General features: G+C 74.9%; 15 protein-coding genes. 4 read left to right on the top strand and 11 right to left on the bottom strand.

The window, feature by feature from the left end; genetic code table 11:
- Positions 1 to 444: 444 nt before the first annotated feature.
- The 3 genes from ACFVWU_RS39005 to ACFVWU_RS38995 all read right to left on the bottom strand — a co-directional run bounded on the left by ACFVWU_RS39005 (position 445) and on the right by ACFVWU_RS38995 (position 2587).
- The gene (locus tag ACFVWU_RS39005) at positions 445 to 555 is read right to left on the bottom strand and encodes a hypothetical protein (protein ID WP_387630051.1); all 111 of its coding nucleotides are present in this window, start codon (positions 553 to 555) and stop codon (positions 445 to 447) included.
- Positions 556 to 864: 309 nt separating this feature from the next.
- Positions 865 to 1653: an aminotransferase class IV gene (locus ACFVWU_RS39000; protein WP_387630049.1), complete on the bottom strand. Its 789-nt coding sequence runs from the start codon at positions 1651 to 1653 to the stop codon at positions 865 to 867.
- Positions 1646 to 2587 (bottom strand): GNAT family N-acetyltransferase, encoded by a 942-nt coding sequence (locus ACFVWU_RS38995; protein ID WP_387630047.1) that lies wholly within the window; start codon positions 2585 to 2587, stop codon positions 1646 to 1648. The genes ACFVWU_RS39000 and ACFVWU_RS38995 overlap by 8 nt, the downstream gene beginning before the upstream one ends.
- Positions 2588 to 2971: 384 nt before the next feature.
- On the opposite strand from ACFVWU_RS38995, the gene ACFVWU_RS38990 reads away from it, so the two are divergent.
- Positions 2972 to 4132, top strand: a complete 1161-nt coding sequence (locus tag ACFVWU_RS38990; protein WP_387630045.1) for a glycosyltransferase family 4 protein — start codon at positions 2972 to 2974, stop codon at positions 4130 to 4132.
- Positions 4133 to 4284: 152 nt separating this feature from the next.
- Here ACFVWU_RS38990 and ACFVWU_RS38985 read toward each other — a convergent pair whose 3' ends face one another.
- From ACFVWU_RS38985 to ACFVWU_RS38975, 3 genes are read right to left on the bottom strand one after another with little or no spacing between them, the layout of a single operon-like run.
- Positions 4285 to 4941 carry a response regulator gene (locus ACFVWU_RS38985; RefSeq protein WP_387630044.1) on the bottom strand — a complete coding sequence of 219 codons (657 nt, stop codon included), beginning with the start codon at positions 4939 to 4941 and terminating at the stop codon, positions 4285 to 4287.
- Positions 4926 to 6221, bottom strand: a complete 1296-nt coding sequence (locus tag ACFVWU_RS38980) for a sensor domain-containing protein (protein WP_387630041.1) — start codon at positions 6219 to 6221, stop codon at positions 4926 to 4928. The genes ACFVWU_RS38985 and ACFVWU_RS38980 overlap by 16 nt, the downstream gene beginning before the upstream one ends.
- 9 nt (positions 6222 to 6230) lie before the next feature.
- Positions 6231 to 7151 carry a DMT family transporter gene (locus ACFVWU_RS38975; protein WP_387630039.1) on the bottom strand — a complete coding sequence of 307 codons (921 nt, stop codon included), beginning with the start codon at positions 7149 to 7151 and terminating at the stop codon, positions 6231 to 6233.
- Between the two features lie 108 nt (positions 7152 to 7259).
- On the opposite strand from ACFVWU_RS38975, the gene ACFVWU_RS38970 reads away from it, so the two are divergent.
- Together ACFVWU_RS38970 and ACFVWU_RS38965 are read left to right on the top strand one after the other, a co-directional pair.
- Complete coding sequence (locus ACFVWU_RS38970; protein ID WP_387630036.1) at positions 7260 to 8174, top strand: LysR family transcriptional regulator; 915 nt, start codon at positions 7260 to 7262, stop codon at positions 8172 to 8174.
- A gap of 317 nt (positions 8175 to 8491) precedes the next feature.
- Entirely contained in the window at positions 8492 to 10102 is a 1611-nt protein-coding gene (locus ACFVWU_RS38965) for a translation initiation factor 2 (protein WP_387630035.1), read from the top strand.
- An 82-nt stretch (positions 10103 to 10184) separates the two neighbouring features.
- Here the strand turns inward: ACFVWU_RS38965 and ACFVWU_RS38960 are convergent, their stop codons facing one another.
- A complete protein-coding gene (locus ACFVWU_RS38960) occupies positions 10185 to 12260 on the bottom strand; it encodes an NB-ARC domain-containing protein (RefSeq protein ID WP_387630032.1) in 2076 nt (691 codons plus the stop codon).
- A gap of 207 nt (positions 12261 to 12467) precedes the next feature.
- Here ACFVWU_RS38960 and ACFVWU_RS38955 point away from each other — a divergent pair, with 207 nt between their 5' ends.
- A complete protein-coding gene (locus ACFVWU_RS38955; RefSeq protein ID WP_387630029.1) occupies positions 12468 to 13778 on the top strand; it encodes a carbohydrate-binding protein in 1311 nt (436 codons plus the stop codon).
- A gap of 55 nt (positions 13779 to 13833) precedes the next feature.
- On the opposite strand, the gene ACFVWU_RS38950 is transcribed toward ACFVWU_RS38955, so the two are convergent.
- The 4 genes from ACFVWU_RS38950 to ACFVWU_RS38935 form a co-directional block, all read right to left on the bottom strand.
- A complete protein-coding gene (locus tag ACFVWU_RS38950) occupies positions 13834 to 16737 on the bottom strand; it encodes a hypothetical protein (protein ID WP_387630027.1) in 2904 nt (967 codons plus the stop codon).
- The gene (locus ACFVWU_RS38945; RefSeq protein ID WP_387630025.1) at positions 16737 to 18605 is read right to left on the bottom strand and encodes an HSP90 family protein; all 1869 of its coding nucleotides are present in this window, start codon (positions 18603 to 18605) and stop codon (positions 16737 to 16739) included. Before ACFVWU_RS38945 ends, ACFVWU_RS38950 begins: the two co-directional genes overlap by 1 nt.
- 76 nt (positions 18606 to 18681) lie before the next feature.
- Positions 18682 to 19731: a hypothetical protein gene (locus tag ACFVWU_RS38940; RefSeq protein ID WP_387630022.1), complete on the bottom strand. Its 1050-nt coding sequence runs from the start codon at positions 19729 to 19731 to the stop codon at positions 18682 to 18684.
- 170 nt (positions 19732 to 19901) lie between these two features.
- Positions 19902 to 20450 carry a hypothetical protein gene (locus tag ACFVWU_RS38935; protein WP_387630020.1) on the bottom strand — a complete coding sequence of 183 codons (549 nt, stop codon included), beginning with the start codon at positions 20448 to 20450 and terminating at the stop codon, positions 19902 to 19904.
- Positions 20451 to 21032 lie beyond the last annotated feature (582 nt).

The following is a 21032-nucleotide window of genomic DNA, read 5'->3' as shown; positions in this document are numbered from 1 at the left end:
GAGGCCGGGGATGTCAACATATCTGGCGTTGACTTTTGGCACGCTGTTGAGTTCTCAAGGAACGGACGCTTCCTTCGGACCGCCTTCCAGCGGGCTCTCCGGGCGCTTCGTTCTTTCGTGTTTTCAGCTTATCAGATGTTTTCCGCTCCGTTTCCGGGGCTTCCTTCATCCAACTCGCCGATGTCCTCTGGGGTTTGACGCCCCGTCCGACCTTCCAAACTCTAGCCGACCCTCGCTCCGAAAAGCGAATCGACCGCAATCCGATAAAACGCGCACACCGAATAAGCACCGGGCCGCACCGCGAGAACGCGAAGACGACCGGCATGAACCGGAAGTGGTGTTTCAAAGGAGTGGCCGCCCCGGGACCGTCCGCGCCGATGCGTGTCCGGTGCTCCCTGCCAAGCGACTGGGAGACACTACCCCTTACCGAGGGCCCAAGACAATTCAGGAGGCCGTCGGGGTGCGCTTCTGCGTTTCAAAGTCGACGTGGACGAGGCCGAAGCGTTGGTGATGGCCCTCAGGGCACTCAAGGGCCTCTCCCTCCCCCCTCCCCATCCACCCCCCTACGGTTACCGGCTACGACCGCGCCTCTCCCGCTGTCGTCGGCCTGGTCCGCAGCAACGCCCAGGCGGGTAGCCCGGTCGCGCCGAGGCAGAGCAGTACGGCTCCGGCGGCCAGTGCACCACGAGGGTCGCCGGGACGTACCGGGCGGTGCCCGCGACCCCCCGGGCGACCGGGACCAGCGTGATCCAGGCAATCACCCCGCCGAGCGCCAGCCCGGCGGTGCCGTCGACAGGTTCCACGCCAGGAAGCCAGGTCCACCCGGGCCATGGAGTCCGCTGGCGGACCGGGGGTGGGTTGTCCCTACACCGCCTCGGCGGCGATCCCCCGGTAGGCGGCGCGCAGTTCGGCGAGCACGGGGTGGGCGGGGTCGAAGGCGGTGCCGTCCACGGCGGCGAGCGGGCGCACGCCCACGCCCGCGTTGGCGGCGAAGGCCGCGTCGAACTCGTCCAGCCGGCTCGCGTGGACGGGCTCGCGGGACTGCGGGCCGCCGTACGCACCGGCCAGCAGCGCCTCGGTGACGCCGGGCAGGCTGAGGCCCTCGGGCCAGACCAGGCGGTTCCCGGCCAGGAAGCCGACGTTCCAGGTGGTGCCCTCGGTCACCCGGCCGTCCTCATCGGTGAGCAACGCGTCGTCGTACCCGGCGAGTTGGGCCAGCCGGCGGTGATGGACCAGACCGAACAGGCCGACGTGCTTCACCTCGGGCAGCTCCCGCCGGTACACCGTCGTCCGCACCCGCAGCGGGCCGGGCTCGGCCGTCGCGGCCGGGCGGGTGGTCACCAGCAGGGCGGGCGCGGCGGGCGCGGCGGGGCGTTCCAGGCCGAGAGCGGGGTCGTACCCGGTGGCCCGGACGATCACCGGTCCGCCGTCGGCGGGCAGCACCGCGCGGATCCGCTCCCGGACCGCCGCCCGGTCCAGCTCGGTGCCGAACAGCGTCCGGCAGTCCCGGACCAGCCGGTCCAGGTGCAGCGTCAGGCCGCGGACCCGGCCCGCCTCGGCGCGCATGGTGGTGAAGTGCCCGTAGTTGAGCAGACCCAGGGCGGCGAGCCGCGCCGGGTCCGCGGGCGCGCCGTCGATCTCGATGTCAGCCATCCCCCGAGTCTGCCAGCTGTGCGGTCGCCTGCGGCGCCGGCACCGGACGGTACGGGCTCACCACTCGGCGGCCCGTCCCCCGGGCGGTCTGCTCGAACTGCTCGATCTTGAAGGCCAGTCCCTCCGGCTCCCCCGCGTCCGACCAGCGCCACGCCTCCGCCCACCACTGCGGCCCGCGCACCATCGGCCACCCGGCGAGCGCCAGGTACAGCGCCAGCGTCGACCGCGCGTACTCGTGCACCCAGCCGTCGCAGCCCCGGTAGTCGGCGGTCTCGTCCAGCCGCAGCCAGCGCCCCTCCTGCCCGGCCGCCAGTATCGGCACCCAGCCGCGCTGCCGGTCGGCGACCAGCAGGACCAGCCGCCCGTCCTCCTCGCGCACCCGGTGCAACGGCAGTTGGGGCATCCGGGCGAGCGACAGCGACCGCTTCCAGCCCACCACCCACAGGCCCCGGCGCAGGTAGTACCGGACCGCCGACTGCCAGGTCCAGTGCGCCTCCAGACGGAACCCCGGCAACCCCTCCGCGGTGGCCGCCGCGTACACCTCGTCCAGCGCGCCGGCGGCCAGCCCGCGACCGCGGGCCCCGGGCCCGACGTAGAGGGAACTGACGGCGAGTTGGCTCGGCCCCTTGGTCCAGTTGTCCACCGCGACGGTGCCGACGACCTCCGCCCGGTCATCCCGGATCCAGTACCGCCGCCGGTACAGCTCCCCGCCGGGCCACTCCCGCCCGCTCTCCCCCAGCCGCTCCCGCCAGGCCCGCTCGGCCTGCGGTGTCAGCCCGTCCGGGTCCACCACCTCGCCCAGCTCGCCCTCCACCAGGGACGCCAAGTCCCACAGGGCGAACCGCCGTTCCTCCCCCTCCACCGCCGCCCGCAACCGCTCCCCCGCCGCCAACCGCCCCTGCGCCCGCTCCACCGCGGCATCCCACGACCTCACACGCGCCACGATAGCGGGCCGCCGGGCACGAAACGTAATCCGCCGAACACCGACCGTCAGAGCGCGGTCGCCGGGCCTCGTCCCGGGGGTTTTCGCGCTGCCGGGCTCGGCAACGGGCCGAGCCGGCCGCGGGACCCGGTCCGTCCGTGGCGGTGGGGGATGGGGGGAGCCGTCCGGGGCGGCGCCGGGTGGTGGGGGAAACCCGACCATGGGACTCCACCTGACCCTGATGACCCCGCTGACCTGCACCGATGCAATGGAGGGGGTCCTCCTCGTCCTGCTCACGTCCGCTTCCGCTTCGCCGTCCCCCGCCGATTCCCCTGCTGATCGCCGTTCTGATTCCGCTTCTGATTTCGCTTCCGCTTCCGTCATGAGAGGCCTGCCATGGGCAGCACGCTCGTCGTCACCAACGACTTCCCGCCCCGCCAGGGCGGCATCGAGACCTTCGTCCAGGCGATGGCCGACCGCCTTCCCGGCGGAGTGGTCGTCTACACCTCCGCCGAACCGGGCGCCGAGCGCCACGACGCCGCACTCCCCTACCCGGTGCTCCGCGACCCCGCCCGTACCCTGCTGCCCACGCCCCGGGCGACCCGCCGCGCCGCCGAGACAGCCCGAGCGCACGGCTGCGACCGGGTCTGGTTCGGCGCCGCCGCCCCGCTCGCCGCCATGACGCCCGGTCTGCTGCGCCGGGCGCCCGGCCTGCTGCGCACCGTCGCCACCACCCACGGCCACGAGATCTGGTGGGCCCGCACCCCGGGCGCCCGCCGGGTGCTGCGCAGGATCGGGCGCAGCGTGGACACGGTCACCTTCCTCGGCGAGTACACCCGGGCCCGGATCGCCCCCGCGCTCGGGCCGGGCGCCAGGCTGAGCCGACTGGTGCCGGGCGTGGACCCGGCCGTGTTCCGGCCGAGCACCGGCGTTCCGACGGCGCACCCGGTGATCCTCTGCGTCGCCCGGATGGTCCCGCGCAAGGGCCAGGACGTGCTGATCCGCGCGCTGCCCGCGATCCGCCGGGCCGTCCCGGGCACCACCCTCGTGCTGGTCGGCCAGGGACCGGACGAGTCCCGGTTGCGGGCGATGGCCCACCGCCTCACCGAGCCGGGCAGCGTCGAGTTCACCGGCGGCCTCGACCATGCCGCCACCGCCGCCCACTACGCCGCGGCCGACGTGTTCGCCATGCCGTGCCGCACCCGCCGGATGGGCCTGGAGGCCGAGGGCCTCGGGATCGTCTACCTGGAGGCGGCGGCGGCCGGCCTGCCCGTGGTGGCCGGCCGCTCCGGCGGCGCCCCCGACACCGTCCTCGACGGCGTCACCGGCACGGTCGTCGACGGCCGGAACCCGGCAGCGGTCGCCGCCGCCCTCACCCGCCTCCTGCTCGCCCCGCGGGCCGAGCGCGAACGGATCGGCTCGGCCGGGCGGCGCTGGGCGGCGGAGCACTGGTCCTGGGACGCCTCGGCCCGACACCTGGCGCGGCTGCTGGACCCGGAGGTGCCCCTGCCGGACCGGATCGCGGACACCGACTCGCCCATGGCCGAAGCCCGGTGAGCCACCTCGGGCCGCCACCAGGGTCGGCCGACCGGCCGGCCCGTGTCCGCGGTGGTCGTTCACGCGGCCGGTCTGCCCGCGGACGCCCCGGACGGTCACCCGGATCGTGCCCGGGGGTGCGCCGGCACCGCGAGCACCCACCGGCCGCCGTCCTACTCGCCCCGCAGGTGTGCCAGCACCGCCAGCACCCGCCGGTTGCCCTCCGTCGGATCCAGGTCGAGCTTCATGAAGATGTTGCCGCAGTGCTTCACCACCGAGGCCTCGGTGATGCACAACCGCCCGGCGATCGCCTGGTTGTTGAGCCCCTCGGCCATCAGCGCGAGCACCTCGCGTTCGCGCGGGGTGAGGCGGGCCAGCGGGCGGTCGGCGGACTGGGCGCGCAGCAGGACGCGGACGACGTCCGGGTCGATGACGGTCTCCCCGGCGGCGACCCGGCGCAGCGCGTCGAGGAAGTCGGCGACCTCGCCGACCCGGTCCTTCAACAGGTAGCCCAGGCCCGCCGGTTGGGCACCGGCGGCGGCGAGCAAGCGGGTGGCGTACGGGGTGGCCACGTACTGGGAGAGGACCAGGACGGGCAGGCCGGGGTGGCGCTCGCGCAGGGCGAGGGCGGCGCGCAGGCCCTCGTCGGTGTGGTCGGGGGGCATCCGGACGTCGGTGACCACGATGTCGGGACGGTCGGCGTCGACGGCCGCGGCGAGGGCCTCGGCGTCGCCGACCGCGGCGGTCACCGAGTGCCCGCCGAGGCCGAGGAGTTCGACCAGTCCGGCGCGCAGCAGTACCGCGTCCTCGGCGATCACGATCCGGAGCACGGGACCTCCAGCCGCAGCGTCGTCGGACCGCCCGTCGGACTCGTCACCATCAACCGTCCCTTCAGTAGGGCCGCCCGGTCGGCGAGCCCCGCCAGTCCGGCCCCGGCGGCCGGGTCCGCCCCGCCCCGGCCGTCGTCGGTCACCTGGACCACCAGTCGGCCGTCCACCATCCGCCCGTGCACGGTGATCGCCCCGGCGCCACTGTGCTTGGCGGCGTTGGTGAGCGCCTCGGTGACGGTGAAGTACGCCGTGGTCTCGACCAACGCGGGCAGCCGGTACGGGAGTTCGATGTCGGTGGCGACCGGGGCGGGGTGGCGCAGCGCGACCTCGGCGACGGCGGCGGCCAGGCCGTGGTCGGTGAGCACCTGGGGGTGGATGCCGCGCACCAGGGTACGCAGCTGCTCCAGCGCCTGCCGGGCCTCGCCCCGGGCCCGGGTCACCAGTTCCACCGCCCGGGGTTCCCGCCCGCGCAGCTCGTACTCGGCCAGCCCCAAGGTCATGCTGAGCGCCACCAGTTGCTGCTGGGCGCCGTCGTGCAGGTCGCGCTCGATCCGGCGCCGCTCGGCCTCGAAGGCGTCGGCCAACCGGGCTCGGGAGCGGGTGAGTTCGAGCACCTGTCGGCCCGTGTCGTCCTCCCGGGGCCCGAGCAGGAAGCGGGCGAGCGCGACCTCGGCCGAGGTCAGCAGCGCCCCCGCGTAGGCGCAGAGCACCAGCCCGGCCAGTCCGGCGGCGCTGAACGGAAGGGCGGCGAGCGGTCCGGGGACGGCGTGCCCGGGGATGAGCATCACGGTCTCCGGGGCGAGCGCCCAGACCACCACCGGGGAGATGACGAAAGCGCCGCAGAGCGCCAGGGCGGCGGTGAAGCCGAGCGAGGCGGCGGCCAGGACGGTCGAGGCGAGCAGCGCGTGGCCGAGTTCGCGCCAGGTGGCGCGCTCGCGCAGCCGGGTGCGGATCCGGGCGCGGCGCCCGGCCCCAGGCAGCCGGCGGTGCGGGTCGGGCACCGGGACGGGTTCGACCAGCCCCAGCCGCCACCGCGCCAGGGACCCGGCCGGGATGCCCGCCAGTGCCAGGGCGAGCAGCAGCGGCAGCCCGAGCCCGACCACCGAAAGGGCGGCGCCGAGCACCAGCAGCACCGCGAGGACGACCAGCAGCGGCGGCCCGAGCAACGCGCCGCAGAGCAGGTGCGCCCAGCAGCGCGGCACCCAGCGGGTGAACGGGAAGCGCAACGGTCGGGCCCGCAGCGCGGCCCGGACGGCCACCGGTTGCGGGTCCTCGTTCACCGGACCACTCTAACCAACCGCCTGACGGTCCTTCGGGGGCGGAGGAACGGCGACGGGCGCCCTGCGCGGCCGGGTCAGGGCGACCGCGGCGATCACCAGGGCGCCGCCGGCCAGGGCGTTCCAGCCGACCGGCTCGGCCAGGAAGACGGCGCCGAGGGCGGTGGACCACAGCGGCATGACGTAGGTGACGGCGGAGGCGACGGTGGTGCCCGCCGCGCGGACCAGACCCAGGTTGAGCAGGTACGCCAGGCCCGTACCGAGCGCGCCGAGCACCAGCAGGGCGGCGGCCGCCGAGCCGCCCGGCCAGTGCGGGGCGCCCGCGACGAGCGGGGCGACCAGCGCCAACTCGACCGCGGCGCAGCCGATCTGGAGCGCGGACAGGGCGGTCACCGACTCCGGGCGGCCGGACAGGAAGCGGCGCAGGTAGGCGAAGCCCGCGCCGTAGCAGCAGGCGGCCGACAGGCAGGCGAGGGCGCCGACCGTCGCGCCGGAGCCGAGGCCGTGCCACACCCCGAGCACGGTGAGCACGCCGACGAAGCCGAGCGCGAGGCCGGAGAGCCGGCGGGCGCCCGGGCGGCGCTCCTCGGGGACGGTGAGCACCGCGAACAGCATGGTGAACAGCGGGGTGGTCGCGTTCATCACCCCGGCCAGCACCGAGCTGACCCTGGTCTCGCCGAAGGAGAACAGGGTGAACGGCACGGTGTTGAGCAGCACCGCGACCACAGCCGAGTGCCCCCACAGCGCCCGGTCGCGCGGGGCCCGCTCGCCGCGCAGCAGCAGGACCGCCCACAGCGTGAGGGCGCCGAGCAGGCTGCGCCACAGCGCCACCCACGCCGGCGGCACCCCCGCGTCGACCGCCACCTTGATCAGGGCGAAGCTCGCGCCCCAGATCGCCGACAGTGCCACGAAGCCCGGCAACCAGCGCCGCACCCCGACCACCTCCCCGTCCGTCCTCCCGTTTGTGTTCTGGACAGAGGGTGGCCCGACGGCGGACCATGAGTCCAACAAGTGGCGATTCCGGAACGATGAGGAAGTCTCATGGCCTCGGAGGTCAACCTGGCCCAGCTCAGGGCACTGGTCGCGGTCGCCGACACCGGCGGCTTCGGCGCGGCCGCCGACGAGCTGGGCATCAGCCAGTCCGCCGTCTCGCACGCGGTCGCCGCACTGGAGCGCTCCCTCGGCTCCCCCGTGCTGCGGCGCGGCAGCCCGTGCCTGCCCACCCCGCTCGGCGAGCAGATCCTGCCGCACGCCCGGACCGCCGTCGCCTCCGCCGCCGCGGTACGCACCATCGCCACCCGGCACTGCGGCGGCCCGACCGGCACCGTGCGGCTGGCCGCGCCGACCACCGTCTGCCAGGCGCTGCTGCCCGGGCTGCTGCGGGACTGGAAGGCCGCGTACCCGCAGGTCACCGTACGGCTCTTCGAGGGCGAGGATGCCGAGCTGCCCACCTGGCTGGAGGCCGGCACGGTGGACGCCGCCGTGCTGGTGGACGCCGGCCCGCTGCCGCCCGGGGCGGTCGTGCTCGGCGCCGACTCGATGCACGCGCTGCTGCGCCGGGACCACCCGCTCGCCGGGCAGGAGACCATCCACGTGGCCGAACTGGAGGACGACGACTTCCTGCTCTCCGAGGGCGGCTGCGAGCGCCACATCCGCGAGGCCTACCGACGGGCCGGCACCCGCTTCACGCCCCGGCACCGGATCCGCGACCTCAACACGCTGATCGGCATGGTGCACGCGGGCGTCGGGGTCTCGGTGATGCCGGCGCTGGCGCTGACCATGCTGCCGGCGGACTGCGTGCTGGTGCCGATCCGGCCCGCCGTGCACCGGACGCTGACGCTCACCGGGCCGACCGGCCGGCCCTGGTCCCCGGCGGTCGGCGGGCTGCTCGCGGGGGTGGGTGCGGGAGTGGGCGTGGGTACGGGCGCGGGCGTGGCGGCCTCGGCCTCGGCCTGAGGGGAGGGTGCCCCCGCAGACCGCCGCCCGCTGACGGGTCGCCCGGCGAGGACAGCCGTGGGCGCGGACGGCGCTCGCCGGACCGCGTCACCCCCCGCCGCCCCGGCCGTTACCATCGCCCCTATGCCACCGCAGGACCGTCCCGACCACGCCGAGCCGGTGCCGCCGCACCCTCGACGGCGGATACCGAGGTGTGCTACCGGACCATCGGCCCAGCCAGCCAGCCAGCCAGCCAGCCAGCCAGCCAGCCAGCCAGCCAGCCAGCCAGCCAGCGACCGCCGGCCCTCGGGCGCCGGCCCTCGGGCGCCCCTGCCGAGGTGCTGTTCGCCGTACGCTCCGCCGCCGCGCTGCACCGGCTGCTCGACCTGCTGCCCGTCTTCGAGGGTGACGACCGCATCCGCTGCCGCTTCACCCTGGTGCCCGGCTCGGAGTTCGCCACCGACGCGCTCGCCGCTGTGGACACCGCCGGAGCGCGCTGCATCCCGTGGGCGGAGGCCCTCGCGACCCCGCACGACCTGATCCTCACCGCCAGCCCCAAGGGCGCTCTCGACGGTCTGCGCGGCCAACAGGTGTTGCTCCCGCACGGCGCGGGCTTCAACAAGGCGCTGCCGCAGGAGGGTTCACCCGAGCTTCCGTCCGGTCTCGACCCGGCGTTCCTGCTCCGCGACGGCCGCCCCACCGCCGCCCTGCACGCCCTCGCCCATCCCGACCAGGTCGAGCGACTGGCCGCCCGGCAGCACGCCATCGTCGCCGGGGACCCGACGCTCGACCGCATCCTGGAGTCCCTGGACCGGCGCGAGGCCGTCCGCGCCGCCCTCGGCACCGGCGGGCGGCGGCTGGTGGTGCTCTCCTCCACCTGGGGTCCGCAGTCACTGCTCGCCCGCCGCCCCGACCTGCCCGCCGAACTCGCCGCCCGCCTGCCGCACGACGGGTACCAGCTGGCGTTGATCGTCCACCCCAACGAGTACAGCCGCACCGGCTCCTTCGACCTCGCCCGACGCCTACGGCCCGCCCTGGACGCGGGCCTGGTGCTCGCGGCCCCGTACGAGGAGTGGGCGGCGCTGTTGGTCGCCGGGGACGCCCTGGTCACCGACCACGGCTCGGTGGCGCTCTACGCGGCAGCCCTGGACCTGCCGATCGTGGCGGCCTGCGACGGCGCGGGCGAGCTGGTCCCCGGCAGCCCGATGGCCCAACTGCTCGCCGCCGTAACCCGCCTGGACCTCGACGCACCGGTTCCGCCGGAACGCCCGGGCCGCACCCGGCAGTTCGCCGAGCGGGCCTTCGCGCTGACCGGGCGGTCCCTGGAGACGCTGCGGCCGGAGCTGTACAAGCTGCTCGGACTCGCCCCGCCGCCGCACCCCGCGCAGCCGCGCCCGCTGCCCGTACCCGGACGCGCCCCGCAGAGCCCGGCCGCGTTCGCCGTCCGGGCGTCGGTCGAGGACGGGCTGATCACGGTCGACCGGCTCCCGCCCTGGACCGACCCGCCCTTCCACCACCGCGCCGCCGAGTACGGCCGGGCCGGCACCCGCCAGCTCCAGAGCGCCGCCCTGATCTACCGTCGCGCCGACACCCCGTCGGCATCGTCCGGTTGGCACCATGAGCACCGGACGGCGGCCGACTGGACGGTCGAGGCCTTCGACGAGTACCCGAACTGCCGCACGGCCGCCGTGGTCCTCTCCCCCACCACCTGCCTGCTGCACCGCGACGGCGGAACCCCCGTCAGCGTCCGCGTCCTCCCGGCCCGCACGGGCACCCGCACCGTCCGCGCCGACCCGGCCGCCGCCCTGTCGGCCGTCCACACCTGGCTCGCCGCCCACGCCGACGGCCGGTACCCGCTGCCCACCACCCTGACCGCCCGGCTCGGTGCGACGATCCACCGCATCCGCCTGGAACCCGCCACCGAGGCCGAGTCGGACCACCCGGTCTGAGCCGACCAGGGAACAGCTCACATCCCACAGCTAACAGATGACAGATGACAGATGACAGATTTCGAAATCTGTCATCTGTCAGCTATCCCCGCAACCGAGCCGCGTCCGCCCGGTACCCGGCCGCCTTCCCGCCCTCGCCCAGCTCCTCGTGGAAGTCCGCCAGGGCGTCGAGGACCCGCAGCTCGTCCGCGCTCGCCTGCCGGGCGCGGGCGCCCTCCAGCGCGCCGACGTACAGCGGCTCGGCCTCCGCCGACCGACCGGCCGCCCGCAGCGCGGTGGCGAGTTCGAAGGCGGTGCGGGAGGTCATCCGCTCACGTCCGAGGTCGGTGGCCACCCGGTGGGCCTCGGTGAGCAGGGTGACCGCGCGGACGACGTCCCCGAGGGCGAGGGCCGCCCGCCCGAGCAGATAGGTCTGCAGCATCGCGCCGTAGGTGTTGCCGATGGCGAGGTGCTCGGCGCGGGCGGCCTCGAAGTCGGGAACGGCGGCGGCCCAGTCGCCCCGCACGGAGGCGAGCTTGCCGCGGAACTCCACGGCGGAGGCCCGCAGTTTGCGCTCCGCCTCGGAGGAACCGAGCAGCTCGGCACGCCGGACGGCGATCCGCAGGTGCTCGGCCGCCTCCTGGTAGCGGCCCTGTTCCCAGAGCGGGCGGGCGAGTTGGCAGTGCATGCGAACGACGGCGAGCGGGTCGTCGGCCCGGTCCGCACTGGCCGCGCCGAGGCCGAAGGCGTCGATGACGTCCGCGTAGTGCTGGTGGTCGAGGAAGTGCGTCCAGAGCGGTTCGCACAGGGCGACGGCCTCGGCGTCCAGCCCGTCCTCGTACGCGAGGCGCACGCAGCCGTACAGGGCGAGGTGCTCGCGCTCCAACCAGTGCATGGCCTGGTACTTGGACGCGAACACCACGTCAGCGGCCTCGTCGGGCCCGACATCGGTCGGCCGGGCGACCACCAGCCGCGGCCCGGCCGCGACCAGGTCCGCCCGCACGGCCTGCCGCCGGTACCAGCGGACCAGCCGGTGCCGGGCGGCGGGAACGTCGTCCCCCGGACCGCACTCCGCCGAACCGCCCTCCCCCGGACCGTCCGCGGCCCGCCGCCGCGCGTGTCCGCGGATCAGGTCGTGCAGCGCCAATCCGTCCGGCCTCGACAGCAGCAACCCCGCCTCGTCGAGCTCCTCCAAAGCGATCTCGGCCGGCTCCACGCCACCGCCCAGCAGTGCCGCGGCCGCCCCGACCGTGACCACCGGCCCCGGGTGGTGCGGCAGCAGCCGGTACAGTCGGGCCGCGCCGGGGCTCAGGCCGGCGTACGCGGCGTCCCAGACGGCCTCCACCACGGGCACTCCCTCCCGGTGCAGCTCGACGGTCAACTGCTCGATCAGTCGCCGCAGTTCGCGGTTGCGGTGCTTGCGCACCCAGCGCCCCGCGACCTGCAGGGCGGCGGGCAGCCCGGCGCAGCGACGGGCGAGCTCGGCGACGGCCTCCGGGTCGGCGGCGAACCGGGGGTCGGCGACGGTGGCGAGCAGCAGCCCGACGGCGTCCTCGCCGCTGAGCGGGCCGAGCGGCAGCTCGACGGCGCGGGTTCCGTCGAGGTCGTGGAGGCGGCCGTGGCTGGTGACGATGACGATGCCGCCGGCCGAGGAGGGCAGCAGCGGGAGCACTTCGGCGCCACTGCGGGCGTTGTCGAGGACGAGGACCAGGCGCTTGTCCTGGCTTGCGGACCAGTAGCGTCGGCGCCGGTCGGCGTAGCCGGGCGGAAGGGCGGCGGGGTCGAGGACGCGGGTCAGTTCGCCGAGGGCGTCGGCGAGTTCGACGGCTCCGTCGCGGCGCAGGTCGTCCAGGTCGAGGTGGAGGACGCCGTCGGGGCAGCGGCCGTGATCGCGCAGGGCGCGGGCCAGCTGGAAGCCGAGGGCGGTCTTGCCGATGCCGGCCATGCCGCTGAGGGAGATCACCAGCGGGCCTCCGGCGGCCGGCACGTCGGAGGTGACGGCGAGGACGTGCTCGCGCTCACCACGGCGGTCGGCGAAGTGCGGCAGGCCGGGCGGCAGGTGGCAGGGGACGGCCGGCGGCGCGGGCTGGGTCAGGTGCAGCTGCCCGATGGTGTGCGCCTGGACGATGGCGCCGGCGTGCACCCGCCCGTCCACGCTGTTCGTGTTCTCCTTGGCCACCCGTCAACTCTAGGGCCTGAGGCCGGTCCGGCCGCGGCGATCGGCTTGACCGTTTTGGGGTTGACCGCCCTTCGCCAACAGGTCTATACCAGTGGGGACCATCGGCAACCACCCGCCGCCGACGGTCCGTTCGGCCGTCACGCCGCCCCCACACCTGGCGCGACCAGGCCCGCACTCCCCCACCGCCGTTCACTGGAAAGGCCTCCGATGGAACGCGCTCTTCCCCCACAGCTTCCCTCGCGACTTCCCTCGCACGTTCCCCCGCAGCAGCGCACCGCACCGGCATCGCGCAGGTCCCGGACCGCGCTCGCCGTGGCCGGGGTGCTCGGGCTGGTCGCCGGGGGTGTCGCCGCGCTGGCCGGCACCGGCCCGGCCTCGGCCTCCACCGCCGACAGCAGCACCGGCCTGGGCAGCAACTGGTACGCCTCGGCGCCGTACCTGATGCCCGAGGACAACAGCCCGCCGGACGCCGCCGCCGTGATGGACGCGACCGGGCAGAAGGCTTTCCAGCTGGCCTTCATCCTCGCCCAGGGCAGCATCTGTTCGCCCGCCTGGGGCGGCACTTCCCCGGTCGACGGCGACACCACCATGCCGGCGGTCATCCAGACCATCCGCGGCAAGGGCGGGGACGTCTCGGTGTCGGTCGGCGGGTACGGCGGCACCAAGCTGGGCCAGGTCTGCGGCACCCCCGAGGCGACCGCCGCCGGGTACCAGCAGGTGGTCACCAAGTACAACCTCAAGGCGATCGACTTCGACCTGGAGGAGCCGGAGTACGAGAACACGGCCGCGATCCACAACGAGATCGGCGCGGCCCGCATCCTCCAGCAGAACAACCCGGGGCTGTACATCTCGATCACCACCGCCGGGACCAACGCGGGCACCGGCTGGTTCGGCACCCAGATGCTGGGCGAGGCCAAGTCCCAGGGCTTCACGCCGAACAACTACTCGATCATGCCGTTCGACGGCGGCTTCAACGGCGCCGCCGCGCAGACCGACGCGCTGGTGAAGTTCAACCAGATCCTGCAGACCACCTTCGGCTGGAACGAGGCCACCGCGTACGCCCACGAGGGCGTGTCGATGATGAACGGCCGCACCGACGCCGCCGAGTACTTCCACCAGGCGGACTTCCAGACCGTGCTGGACTTCGCCACCGCGCACGGCCTGGCCCGGTACACCTTCTGGTCGGTGAACCGGGACCGCCAGTGCACCGGCCCGGTGGACCCGGGGCTGTCCGGCTCCTGCTCCAGCGTGGCGCAGAGCGACTGGGACTTCACCAAGTACACGGTGAAGTTCGCCGGGGCGACCCCGCCCACCACCCCGCCGACCACGCCCCCGTCCACGCCCCCGACCAGTCCGGGCACCTGCACGGCCCCGGCGTGGAGTGCGAGCACCACCTACACGGCGGGCGCCAAGGTCTCGTACAACGGGCGCGACTACCACGCCAAGTGGTGGACGCTGAACGAGGTGCCCAGCGCCAGCGGTCAGTGGGGCGTCTGGGCCGACGACGGCCCCTGCTGACGAGGACACCCGAGCAGAGGAGCGGCGGGCGCGCACAACGCCCGCCGCTCCCCCGTCAGTTGACGGCGAACCGCTCCCGCAGCTCGCCCAGGATCTGCGCCGCCTCCCGCAGTCCGGCGGCCTTGCAGCGGGCGATCCCGGCGGTCAGCCGGGCCACCGCCGCCTGGGGACGGCCGAGGTCGCCGCCCTCGATCAGCGCGGCCAGCCGGACGGACTCCGCGCGGGGCGACTCCGCCCGCTCGCCGCCCTGCTCGTAGACCGCGATCGCCCGCTCGACCTCGGCGAGCGCCTCCTCGTGCCGGTCGGCGACGGCCAGGCAGCGCCCCCGCTCGTAGTGCGAACCGCCGCGCAGGTACCAGCCGCTGTACTCCTCGCCGGTGCGCTCGGCGGCCTCGCCGATCGCGTCCGCCTCGGCGAGCAGGGCGAGCGCCGCGTCCAGCCCCTCGGCACCCTTGTCGCGCATCGTGAGCCGGGCCAACTCCCGCAGGGTCGCCGCCAGTTGGTCGACCTGCGGGGCCTTGCCGTGGGCCTCGCGGGCGCGCCCGAGGGCCGCCTCGGCGGCGTCCCAGCGGTCCGCCTGGGCGAGGGCGAGGGTGGCCTCGCAGGCGACCATGGTGTGGGTCTGCTGGTCCTCCCAGTCGGCGACCAGGTCGGCCAGGCGCAGGTACTCCTCGGCGGCGTCCCGGTACTCGTCCAGTTCGACCAGGCCCCGGGCGAGGTCGAGGCGGGCCTGGGCGAGCATCCGCTCGTCCAGCCCGGCGCCGGCGGCGTCCAGCACCGACTCCAGGACGGCCACCGCGTCGGCCGAACGGCCGGTGCCGCGCAGCACGTCGGCCAGCTGGAGCCGCACCTGGGCGGCCTCCTCGACGGCCGTCTCGCCCTGGCGGTCGTAGCGCGCGGCGGCCTCCGAGAGCGCCCGGACGGCGCCGCCGAGGTCCTCCACCCGCATGCTCGCGTGGCCGAGCATCATGTACGTCGGCGCGTACGGGTAGGAGTCGTCGCCCCAGCGCACCGCCTCGGCCAGCGCCCGGTGGAACACCTCGGCGGCCTGGGCGGGTTCGCCGTCCTGCAGCAGCACCTGACCGAGCAGGCCGAGCACCCGCGGGGTGTGCCAGGGCAGTTCGGCGGCGTCCAGCTGCGCCAGCACCTCGCGCAGTTCGGCGGCCGCCTCGGTCAGGCGGCCCTGCCGGGCGGCGGCGTCGGCGGTGTACTGCCGGGAGGTCGCGGCCCGCCGGGCGGAGCCGAGGGCGAGGGCGGTCTGCCGGTAGGCGCCGACGGCGGCCTCGAAGCGCGCGGCGGTCTGCGCGGAGGGCTCGGGCAGCGCCTCGACCAGGTCGTGGTGGGCGGCGTAGGCACGCGACTGCAGGATGATCAGGTAGTCGTCGTCGGTCAGCGTGCCCGCCGCGCGCTGCTCCTCGGCCCGGGCCAGCGCGGCGTCCAGCGCCGTCCAGTCCGCCACCGCGCCCTCGACGTCGTCGAGTTCGACGATCAGCGTACGGGTGCGGACCATCAGCGCCGGGCCGGGCAGCCCGGCCCGCTCGTACAGCTCGGCCGCGGCCAGCAGGCCCGCCGCGCCCTCGGCGTGGTCGTCGCGCTGCAGCGCCTCGTGGGCGTGCTGCTCGGCGAGTTCGGCGGCCAGCCGCTCGGGTCCGCCGAGTTCGTCACCCCCGGGGTGGACGAAGCCGTCGGCGCCGGCGCGCTCGGCGATCCGCTTCCAGAGCCGGTCGGCGTCGGGGTGGCCGACCACCTCCAGCTCGCGGGCCCGCAGCACCAGGGCGGCGAAGTCCTCCGGCTCCGCCTCGACGGTCCGGCGCGGCGCCGGGGCGGCCTGGGCCGTGGACAGCTCGGGGGCCGCCGCCGCGCGCACCCCGAGCGCCAGCGGCTCGGCCAGCAGCGGTTCGACGGCCAGCCGGGCGCGCCGTGCGGCGCTCACCGCGTCGGTGCCGTTGCGGGCGTCGAAGCGGGCGGCCAGCGCGTCGGCCTCGCCGCGCAGGTGGGCGAGCAGGGTGTCGACCGTCCAGGAGGTGCCGGCCGGGCCGCTGACCGCGAGTTCGCCGTGGCCGGCCGCGGCCAGCCCGGCGACCAGCACCTCGACGCCGGTGAGGAACTCCAGCCGGGCGGCGGGCTCGCCGGCCACCGCGAACAGGTCGCGGTTCTCGGCGAGCAGCTCCAGACCGCGCGGCTCGTTGCCGGACAGCGCGCAGAACTCGATGTGCAGGCCGACGGCGTGCAGCATCGAGGCCTTGCCGCGGGCGAAGCGGTAGCCGGTCAGGTGCGCGGAGCGTGCCTCGTCCAGCCGGCCCCGGCGCAGCAGCGGCAGCAGGGCGGTCGCCTGGCTGAGGTAGGGCTCCTGCTCGCAGGTGCTGCGACCGTCCAGCACCGGGGCGAGAATCTCCAGCCCACGGGCGTCGTCCCCGGCCTCGATGAAGTGCCGGGCGCGGGCGCGGGTCTCGCAGGCGTGGCAGTCGCTCAGCTCGGTGCGCGGGCGGGCCGTCCACAGCTCGTAGGCGTCCTGGACGGCGACACCGGTCTGCGCGGCCAGGTGGTAGCGCTGGGCGTAGTACGGCTGGAGGTCGTAGCCGGCCGCGCGGTAGCGGTCGCGCAGTTCGGTGTGCCAGCGCCGGATCGCGGCCAGCGGGACGTCCGGGGTGTCCATGAGCGCGGCGGCGACCCACTTGAAGCGCCAGAACACCTGGTGCCGGGCCCACTCCCCGAAGCCGTCCGGGTCCTGGTCCCACAGCTTGAGCAGCCGGGCGAAGACCACCGGACTCTTGCTGCGCTCGCCGTCGTACTCGTAGGCCTCCATGAGTTCGAGCAGGGCCATCGAACGGACCCCGGTGTCCTCGAACTGCTCGGCGGCGTCGACGAGTTCCTCGGCGGTGACGGTGCGGGTGCGGCCGTAGGGGCGGGCGTCGTTCTCGCGCAGCGCGGCCATCACCGCGTCGGGGGTGTCCAGCATCACGCCTCCTTCTCGTCGGTGCCGGCGGCGGCCGCCTCGTGGCCGAGCATGGCGTGGTCGAGCAGGCTGATGAACGAGCGGTTCAGCAGCGCGGACTCGCTGGCCTTGAGCGGGCGGCGGGTCATCAGCACGGCCTGCCCGTACAGCGCCTCGACGGCGGTGACGGCCAACTCTCGGTTGGTGACGGTGGCGGCGCGGCGCACCAGCGGGTTGAGGTGGTTCAGCACCAGCTGGGCGCGGGGCACCTCGGCGCGCAGCGAGCCCAGGATGTCCGCCCACAACCCATCGGCCTCGTCGGCGAGTTGGGCGCGGGTGCGCTCGTGCCGGGCCTCCCGGTTGTCGAGCAGCAGGGCGGGCGCGTTGGTCGGGTGGAAGCTGCGCAGGGCGACGTCGCAGTCGAACCGGCCGACCACCTCGCGGGCGATCGCCAGGAAGACACCCGCGGCCAGTTCGGCGGCCGGGTCGACGGTGTCCAGGTGCGCGGTGACGGTGCCCGGGTCGAGGTCGGCGACCGAGACGCCGGGGCGGATCTCGGGCAGCCGGTGCACCAGGTCACGGTCGTAGGTGTAGCCGCCGTTGACCACGCCGAGACCGGCCGCGCCGGCGATCGGGGCGACCTGGCGGAACTCCTCGACCGTACGGGTCACCAGCACCACCGGGTGGCTGCGGGCGAACTCGTCCAGGGTGACGTTGCCGTCGGTGGTCTCGAACGGCAGCCAGGGCAGCATCATCCGCAGCAACTCGTCGTCGTAGCGCGCGAGTTCCTTGACCGCCAGGTGGTGCACGGAGAGGAAGCGGTGCAGCAGCGCCGGGTCGCTGGCGGACAGGCCGGTGAGCCAGTCGCGGATCCGGGCGCCGAGCGCCTCGCGGACGGCGGCCAGCGTCTCGTCGGCGTACAGGCCCTCGCGCGAGGCGGTGGGGCGCAGCCCGTCGGTGTCCACCACGCAGCGGACGAAGAAGGCCCACTCCGGCAGCAGTTCGTCGGCCTGGTCGGAGAGCAGCATGCCCTTGAGGTGCACCCGGTGGCCGTTGCGGCGCGAGGGCGGGGCGGCGTCGGGCAGCACGTACGCGACGCCGCGCAGGCCGACCAGCGGGAGGTCCAGCTCGATGGTGTCGAGCGGGGTGAAGTCGAAGGTGGCGCGGCAGTACTCGGCGAGCGCGTCGCGCCGGGCCAGCGGGGAGCCGTGCCGCTCGGCCCACGGCGGGGTGCGGTTGACCCGGTGCTCGGTGCCGTTCGCGTCGATGACGGTGACGTCGTGGCGCAGCAGGCTGCCGAAGTCCCGGGCGAGCGAGAGCACCCGGTCGGAGCGGGTCCACTCGGCGGCGTCGGCCCGTGGGGCGAGGGTGACGGTGGTGCCCGGCTCGGGCTTGGCCTCGGCGGGCAGGGTGCGGATGGTGTAGCTGCCGTCGGAGAGGCCGCGCCACTCGATCACCGGCGCGTCCGGGCTACCGGCATGCCGGGTCACCACGGTGATCTCGTCGGCGACCACGAAGCAGGCGAGCAGACCGATGCCGAACTGGCCGATGAAGTCGCCGCGGGCCTTGGCCAGCCCGGCGCCGTCCAGGCGACCGTCGGCGTCGCGCTTGGAGCTGCGGCCGATGGTGGCGAGGAAGGTGTGGACGTCCTTCTCGGTCAGGCCGATACCGGTGTCGGTGACGGACAGTTCGTCGTCGGCGCGGACGGTGATCGCCGCCGGCGCCTCGGGGTCGAGCGCGCGGCGGGCGGAGATCGCGTCCACCGCGTTCTGCAGCAGCTCGCGCAGGTAGACCCGCGGGCTGGAGTAGAGGTGGTGGGAGAGCAGGTCCACCAGGCCGCGCAGGTCCACCTGGAAGGTGTGCGCACTCGTCGGGTTGTCGGATGGGGACACCGGAGGCTCTTTCGATCGCGAGGAGGGTGAAGGGTTCGGGGGACGCGGCGTGGCGTCAGCGGCGCGCGGCTCGGCCTCAGTGCGCGGCGCAGCGGTCGCGGTGGGCGCGGTAGACCTTGACCGGGTCGCCGGACAGGTAGTGCCAGGGCGACTCGGTGACGAAGCCGTCCAGCGCGTCGAACAGCAGCCGCGCGGTCTTGCGCTGGTCGGCGAGCGAGAAGGCCATCGCGAAGGTGTTGAAGCTCGCCTGCCAGCCGCGGACCGGGACGAAGTCCGGGTGCAGGACGGACCGGAACGCGGCCTCCTGCAGCTCGGCCAGCACAGTGGGGCTGGACAGGTACGCGTGGTCCTCGCCGTCCGGGAGGTCCAGCCAGCGCTCCAGGTGGGCGAGCGCGACCAGCTCACCGAGCTGGCTGCCCTCCGGGGCGCCCAGCATCGCGGAACGGGCGAACTCGTGCATCTCGTCGTGCGAGCCGCCCCACTTGGCGCTCAGCTGTTGGAGGCGCTGGCGGTGCGAGCCGGGGTGCCCGGGCAAGCGACGGACGGCGGCCTCGAAGCGGCAGGTGGCGACCTCCGGGCCGAGCGAGGCACCACGGGCGCTGATCTGCAGGAAGTACCAGGGGGCGAGCCAGGACGGCTCCCGCTCGGCGGCCTCCAGCAGCTGCTCCTCGGCGAGGTCCAGCCGCTCGTGGAACAGCTTCCACTGCTCCTCGGTGACGTGCTTGGCCCGGGCGCCGGTCCGCGCCTCCCAGGCCCAGGTGACGTGCCGGGCGCCGGACAGCAGCAGCGGCAGTGCGTCGTCCGGCGCGTCGGCTATCGCGCGGGCCGTCCACTGCTCGACCCCGGTCACGTCGGCGATCGCGCCGGCCAGCCAGGTCAGGTCGGCCGCGCCCGTCTCCGCCCCGGCCGCGGCGGCCAGCGCGGGGCGCAGCGCCGCCCAGTCCCCGGCGGCGGCCTGCCCGAGCACCAGACGGACGGACTCGTCACCGAACGTCGGATCGAGCCGCGGCTCGGCCGCCCGGGCGGCCGCGGGCGCCTCGGCGGCCCGCCTGCCGAACCCGAACCCGCGCCGACCGGCCCGGTCCTGCGCGCCCTCCCCGCCCGAGCGGCGTCGGAACAGCGGCATGTGTGGCCCCCTCGAACTTCATCGGCATCTTTCGCATGGCCGCACAGTGGCCAGCCAGATGAGTACATATCACGGGTCTCCGACACCCGTTTCCCCAGCCCAGGGCCACCGCCGGATTCCTGACGGCACGATGAGGGCCTGCCGATGCCCGGACCGCACGGCCGGTCGGGTCAGGCCACGCCGAGCCCGGCGTCCGGCGCCTTCCCCGACTGCGCCTGCTCGATGCGCTTGACCAGCATCACCGCGAACCGCCGGGCGGCCGCCACGTCCACCGGACCGCCCTCCGTGGTCACGCTCGCCACCACGGTGCCCGAGCGGACCACGATGCTGACGCCGTCACCTGCAGACAGCGGCCCGACGAAGGCCTGGCTCTCACTGCCCAGCACCGGGGTGTCGACCTTGTGGAACGGCCCGACGGGATAGGAGGCGTAGGCCTCCTTCAACCGGTCCTCGGCCGCGTCCCGGCTGGGCAGGGTGTCCACGAGGAAGCGGGTGACCAGATCCCCCGAGGAGAACCGCACCGACCCACTGAGCGGCTTGCCCGTACAGGGGGTGGACGCCGTACAGGTGGTGGCGTGGTCGGCGGTGTCGACCTTGCGCTTCTCCTCGTCCCACCCGGCCATCACCTTGCCGTCCGGCAGCACCTGCCCGACCACCTTGTCGTCCAGCAGCACCCCCTCCAGGTCCGCCCCGGGCGTCGCCGCGACGGGCGGCGGCACCGGCGCCCCACTCCCTGCTCCGGCGGCGCCCCCGACCGTGGCAGCGCCGGCCGCCGACGTCGCGGCCCCCGTTGCAGCCCCCGCCCCGGCCCCGGCCGCCGACGGCGCCGTGGCGGAGGCCGACACCGCACCTGTCGCCGCAGGCCCCACCGAACTCCCCACTCCCGAGGCCGCCTTGGCGCCCTCCGACCCACCGGACGAACACCCGGCCAGCCCGCCCATCAGCGCCCCGACCGCCACCCCGACCGCCACCCCGACGGCCACCCGCCGACCACCCATCCCCATGCCCGCTCCCTTACGGCTGTCCGTGACCCCTCAAGATAGCGACCACCCCCCACCCCACCCACCCCGGGTCCCCCGCACACGAACCGCTTCGCCCGCCCCACCACGCGGGCGCGCAGGGCAAAGCCCGCGCGCCCGCAACAAACCCCACCCCCACACCCGCACCAACCCACCCCCAGCACCCCCCAACCCGCACCACCCCACCCACCCCCACCACCCCCCCCTCCCCTCCCCTCCCCTCCCCTCCCTCTGGCGAGAGGGACGCGCTGCGGGAGGGGGCGGCACAGGGGGTGGCCCGGA

The sequence above is a fragment of the Kitasatospora sp. NPDC058190 genome (assembly GCF_042883685.1).
In the GTDB taxonomy this organism is placed as follows: Bacteria; Actinomycetota; Actinomycetes; order Streptomycetales; family Streptomycetaceae; genus Kitasatospora.
This window is presented reverse-complemented; position numbering and strand designations above follow the sequence as displayed.

Bases quoted from the DNA above. Each gene is read 5' to 3' on its own strand.
- ACFVWU_RS39005 (WP_387630051.1), bottom strand. From the start codon at position 555: ATGGGGAGGGGGGAGGGAGAGGCCCTTGAGTGCCCTGAGGGCCATCAC.
- ACFVWU_RS39000 (WP_387630049.1), bottom strand. From the start codon at position 1,653: ATGGCTGACATCGAGATCGACGGCGCGCCCGCGGACCCGGCGCGGCTC.
- ACFVWU_RS38990 (WP_387630045.1), top strand. From the start codon at position 2,972: ATGGGCAGCACGCTCGTCGTCACCAACGACTTCCCGCCCCGCCAGGGC.
- ACFVWU_RS38970 (WP_387630036.1), top strand. From the start codon at position 7,260: ATGGCCTCGGAGGTCAACCTGGCCCAGCTCAGGGCACTGGTCGCGGTC.
- ACFVWU_RS38955 (WP_387630029.1), top strand. From the start codon at position 12,468: ATGGAACGCGCTCTTCCCCCACAGCTTCCCTCGCGACTTCCCTCGCAC.
- ACFVWU_RS38950 (WP_387630027.1), bottom strand. From the start codon at position 16,737: ATGCTGGACACCCCCGACGCGGTGATGGCCGCGCTGCGCGAGAACGAC.
- ACFVWU_RS38940 (WP_387630022.1), bottom strand. From the start codon at position 19,731: ATGCCGCTGTTCCGACGCCGCTCGGGCGGGGAGGGCGCGCAGGACCGG.